General features: G+C 69.4%; 4 protein-coding genes and 2 pseudogenes. 4 read left to right on the forward strand and 2 right to left on the reverse strand.

The features are described from left to right. Both VA603_RS09550 and VA603_RS09555 read right to left on the reverse strand, forming a co-directional pair. Positions 1–188 (reverse strand): annotated as a pseudogene (locus VA603_RS09550) (hypothetical protein); the annotation flags it as partial. Next, a complete protein-coding gene (locus VA603_RS09555; protein WP_323438663.1) occupies positions 185–1,147 on the reverse strand; it encodes a hypothetical protein in 963 nt (320 codons plus the stop codon). The gene VA603_RS09555 and the pseudogene VA603_RS09550, both read right to left, overlap by 4 nt. 144 nt (positions 1,148–1,291) lie before the next feature. On the opposite strand from VA603_RS09555, the gene prmA reads away from it, so the two are divergent. The 4 genes and pseudogenes from prmA to purH all read left to right on the forward strand — a co-directional run. Then, positions 1,292–2,206: a 50S ribosomal protein L11 methyltransferase gene (gene prmA, locus VA603_RS09560; RefSeq protein ID WP_323438664.1), complete on the forward strand. Its 915-nt coding sequence runs from the start codon at positions 1,292–1,294 to the stop codon at positions 2,204–2,206. Between the two features lie 29 nt (positions 2,207–2,235). Next, a complete protein-coding gene (locus VA603_RS09565; protein WP_323438665.1) occupies positions 2,236–2,988 on the forward strand; it encodes a DUF3426 domain-containing protein in 753 nt (250 codons plus the stop codon). 102 nt (positions 2,989–3,090) lie between these two features. After that, the gene (gene fis, locus VA603_RS09570; RefSeq protein WP_132863360.1) at positions 3,091–3,363 is read left to right on the forward strand and encodes a DNA-binding transcriptional regulator Fis; all 273 of its coding nucleotides are present in this window, start codon (positions 3,091–3,093) and stop codon (positions 3,361–3,363) included. Between the two features lie 176 nt (positions 3,364–3,539). Beyond that, a pseudogene (gene purH, locus VA603_RS09575) lies at positions 3,540–4,185 on the forward strand (bifunctional phosphoribosylaminoimidazolecarboxamide formyltransferase/IMP cyclohydrolase); the annotation flags it as partial.

Consider the following 4,185-nt stretch of genomic DNA (forward strand, 5'->3'; position numbering starts at 1 on the left):
TGGCTGGCACCGGCGCGGCGGGTGTCGAGGTCCGATTTCACGGTGGTGAGCTTGACCTTGCTCATCGCACGGTAACGGTCCTCGTAGGTATCGATCAGCACCACTCCCACCGCACCGGCGGAGTAGGCAACGAACAACACCACCCAGACCCAGAATTTGGCTCCATGGACGAACTGACGATAATTCATCGCTTACCTCCCCGCGCACCGCGCAGGCTGTCTACCAGCTGGTTCATTCTTCCCTCGCTCTGCCGTGGCACGGCGGCGTCATACACGAACGATTCGAAATCCTGGCCTGGATCCTTGGAGCAGATCCCGCCGTTGGCGCAATAGCTTGTCATCAACATGCTGTTCGGCCCGCAGGCCAACCCCAACCGGCAGGCCGCAACCTGCCAGGCCAGCTGGGAAAACTGGTCGCCCGCCACCATCCCGCGGTAGGCATCATCGCCGGCGGCTGTGACACCCATTGCAGGGGACACCGCCAGGAAGGCTTCCGGATCCTGCGAGTTCAGCACGCGCTCGACCAGGCCACGGCGGTAGTCCGCATCACGCTTGAGCGGCTCCCCCATCGCCAGCAGCGCGGCCTCGGCGGCCAGGTTGCCGGCCGCGGCGGCCTGCTGGCGCTCCTGCAGGATCACGCCACGGCCGATCGCATCGGCGGTGGTGAAGCCCACGCAGCCCACGCTGACGCGCTCACGCGCGGCGTTCAGGCCGGGCACGTCGCTCAGGCCCATGCTGGCCAGCGTGCTGCTGTCCAGCGCATACCCGCGCGGGTCCATCGCATAGACACCGCAGTAATCATGAATGCGGCTGGCCATCCATGCCGCTTCCGCATCGCCGGCATCGGCGGCGGCACGCAGCTCGCGGGCGAATGCGTACAGGTCGCGCCCGCGCTCGAACACCGCACGCAGGTCCACCGGCAGGCCGGGGCCGATCGCAGTGGATGCGGCCACTTCCGGCTGCGCCGGGCCGCTGCTGAAGCCGTTGGCGGTGCTCACCTCCGCACCGGCACCGACGGCCGCCAATTCAGCGTTGCCACCGCCGCCGGCATGCAGCCCGATGCCACCGCGATAGCCGAGCACGCCCAGCAGCACCGCAACGGGCAGCGCCAGCAGGTACCAGGGCTTTTTGGCAAGCAGGGAGAACATCCGGAGGCAGGGACAGGACGGCCGAGTGCAGGACGCAAGTGTAGCAATGGACTGGCGTGTGGATGTCAACAGCCCCGGCCGCGCGCAATCCGGGCCCGCCTCGTCTAGGATGCGTGCCCTGTCCTGCCGCTGCCGTCCCCCGCCATGCCCTTCCTCGAACTCACCCTGCGCTGCACCGAAACCACCCAGCCCCGTTACGAGAATGCACTCGACGACGTGGGTGCGCTGGCGGTGACCATGCTCGACGCCGATGCCGACACCAGCAACGAGCGCGCGATCCTGGAGCCGGGCGTGGGCGAGACCCCGCTGTGGAACGACCTGGTGCTGACCGCGCTGTTCCCGGCCGATACCAACGGCCTGGCCCTGTTGGCCGCGCTGGAGGCATTCGACCCGGGCCTGGACTGGAGCAGCGCCAGCTTCCGCGCGGTCGAGGACGAGGACTGGGAACGCGCCTGGCTGGACCAGTTCCAGCCGATGTCGTTCGGCCAGCGCACCTGGATCGTGCCGTGGAACCATGACCTGCCGGAAGCGGCACAGGCCGCCGACGCCGCCGTGGTGCGACTGGACCCGGGCCTGGCCTTCGGCTCCGGCACCCATCCGACCACCGCGCTGTGCCTGCGCTGGCTCGACCAGCTCTCGGCCGAAGGCGAACTGGAAGGCCGCACCGTGCTCGACTTCGGCTGTGGCTCCGGCATCCTGGCCCTGGCCGCGCTCAAGCTCGGCGCGGGTGCGGCGGTGGGCGTGGACAACGACCCGCAGGCGCTGATCGCCACCGCCGACAACGGCGAGCGCAACGGCGTGCATATCGCCGCCTACCTGCCCGAGGACGAACCGGTCGCCACCTATCCGGTGGTGGTGGCCAACATCCTGGCCTCGGCGCTGGACGCCCTGGCCGAACTGCTGGCCGCGCGCGTGGCCACCGGCGGGCGGATCGCCCTGTCCGGCATCCTGCATGGCCAGGAGGGCGAACTGCTGGAACGCTATGCGGCCTGGTTCGACCAGCTTGAGGCGGTGCAGGACGGCGACTGGATGCGCATCACCGGCGTGCGCCGTGCTTGAATGGGCGCATTGCCCCGTCACCGCCTGACATGAGCGACAAACCCACGCCATCGCAACCGTCACTGGCCACCTTCCTGCAGGGCCAGGCACCGGCCACGGCACCGCTCCCGGCGGAGCCCGTTGCGCCCGTCGCATCGGATCAGGAGGCCGCGCAGGCGCTGCACGAGGGCGGCGATATCACCGTTGCCGATGACCTCATTCCATCGCAACAGGCCAACAGCGACACGCTGGACGAGGAACCGGCCCCGCCGGCCCCTGCGGTGACCGCTCCCAGCTTCATGCGCACCGAGCGCCAGGCCGGCGCACCGCCGCGTGCGACGCCGCGCTGGCAATGGGGCGTGGTCGCCGCGCTGGGGCTGTTGCTGCTGGTGCAGGTGCTGGTCGCCGACCGCGCCCGGCTTGCCGCCGATGCCGGCACCCGCCCCCTTGTCAGCGCCCTGTGCACGGTGCTGCGCTGCACCCTGCCGGCATGGCATGAGCCCAGTGCCTACAGCATGCTCAGCCGCGAGATCCGCCCGGTGCCGGGCCAGCCGGGCGTCCTGCAGGTGCAGGCCAGTTTCCGCAATGAAGCGCGTTGGGAGCAGGCATGGCCAGCGCTGCGGCTGTCGCTGTCCGACGCCGATGGCCGGGTGATCGGCCGGCGCACGCTGCAACCGGCGGAGTACCTGGGCCCGGCTGCCGATGCGCAGGGCCGGTTGGCGCCCGGACAAAGCGCGCAGGTGTCCTTCCGGCTGCGCGAACCGGCCGCCGCGACGGTCGCCTTCAGCTTCGAATTCCAGTAACTGGAGGAACAACGGCGTGGCGGGCTGCCGGCCCACGCGCTAGACTCCTCCCCCCACGCCGGGCCAAGCGCGCCCGACTCCGTCGAATTTGCGGGAACTCCCTTGAACGCTGCCCCCACACGTCCTGACATCAGTCGTGGCGCTGCAAAGCCGCCGCTTCGTGAACACGTCGCCCAGTCCGTCCGCCGCTACCTGCGCGATCTGGACGGCTGTGACGCCGATGACGTGTACGAAATCGTCCTGCGCGAGATGGAAATCCCGTTGTTCGTGGAAGTTCTCAACCATTGCGAAGGCAACCAGAGCCGCGCCGCCGCGCTGCTGGGCATCCACCGCGCCACCCTGCGCAAGAAGCTCAAGGAATACGGGCTGGCCTGAGCCGCCCCGCCCCGGTCGCGCGCAGCCACGCTGCGCTGAAGCGTTCACCGGGTACTTCCGCCGGGCATGGCTCGGCGCCACCTGCCCCTTGTCGGCAGATGCAACCTCCCAGCCACAGGTCACGGATGTGACGGCCCGGCTACAATACCGGCCCGCTTCCGCTGCCCCCTGTCCCCATGTCTGCTGATCTGCTGCCCGTCCGCCGGGCCCTGCTGTCCGTTTCCGACAAGACCGGTCTGGTCGAACTGGCCCGCGCCCTGGCCGCCCGCAACGTCGAGCTGCTCTCCACCGGCGGTACCGCCAAGGCGATCCGCGACGCCGGCCTGCCGGTCACCGACGTCTCCGATGTCACCGGCTTCCCGGAAATGATGGACGGGCGGGTCAAGACCCTGCACCCGCTGGTGCATGGTGGCCTGCTCGGCCGCGCAGGCACCGACGATGCGGTGATGGCCGAACACGGCATCGCACCGATCGACCTGCTGGTGCTGAACCTGTATCCGTTCGAGTCGGTCACCGCCAAGGCCGACTGCACCCTGGCCGACGCGGTGGAGAACATCGACATCGGCGGCCCGGCCATGCTGCGCAGCGCCGCGAAGAATTTCGCCCGCGTCGCCGTGGCCACCAGCCCGGACCAGTACGACGCCCTGCTGGCCGAATTGAATGCCCACGACGGCAAGCTGTCGGCCGCCAAGCGATTCGAGCTGTCGGTGGCCGCGTTCAACCGCGTCGCCCAGTACGACGCAGCGATCAGCAACTACCTGTCCGCAGTCAGCGACACCACCGCCGCGGTACCGGTGCGCGAGGAATACCCGGCGCAGATGA

The organism is Stenotrophomonas capsici, assembly GCF_034961085.1.
In the GTDB taxonomy this organism is placed as follows: domain Bacteria; phylum Pseudomonadota; class Gammaproteobacteria; order Xanthomonadales; family Xanthomonadaceae; genus Stenotrophomonas; species Stenotrophomonas capsici.

Excerpts from the sequence above, each read along its gene's own strand:
- VA603_RS09565 (WP_323438665.1), top strand. The coding sequence starts at position 2,236 with ATGAGCGACAAACCCACGCCATCGCAACCGTCACTGGCCACCTTCCTG.
- prmA (WP_323438664.1), top strand. The coding sequence starts at position 1,292 with ATGCCCTTCCTCGAACTCACCCTGCGCTGCACCGAAACCACCCAGCCC.
- VA603_RS09555 (WP_323438663.1), bottom strand. The coding sequence starts at position 1,147 with ATGTTCTCCCTGCTTGCCAAAAAGCCCTGGTACCTGCTGGCGCTGCCC.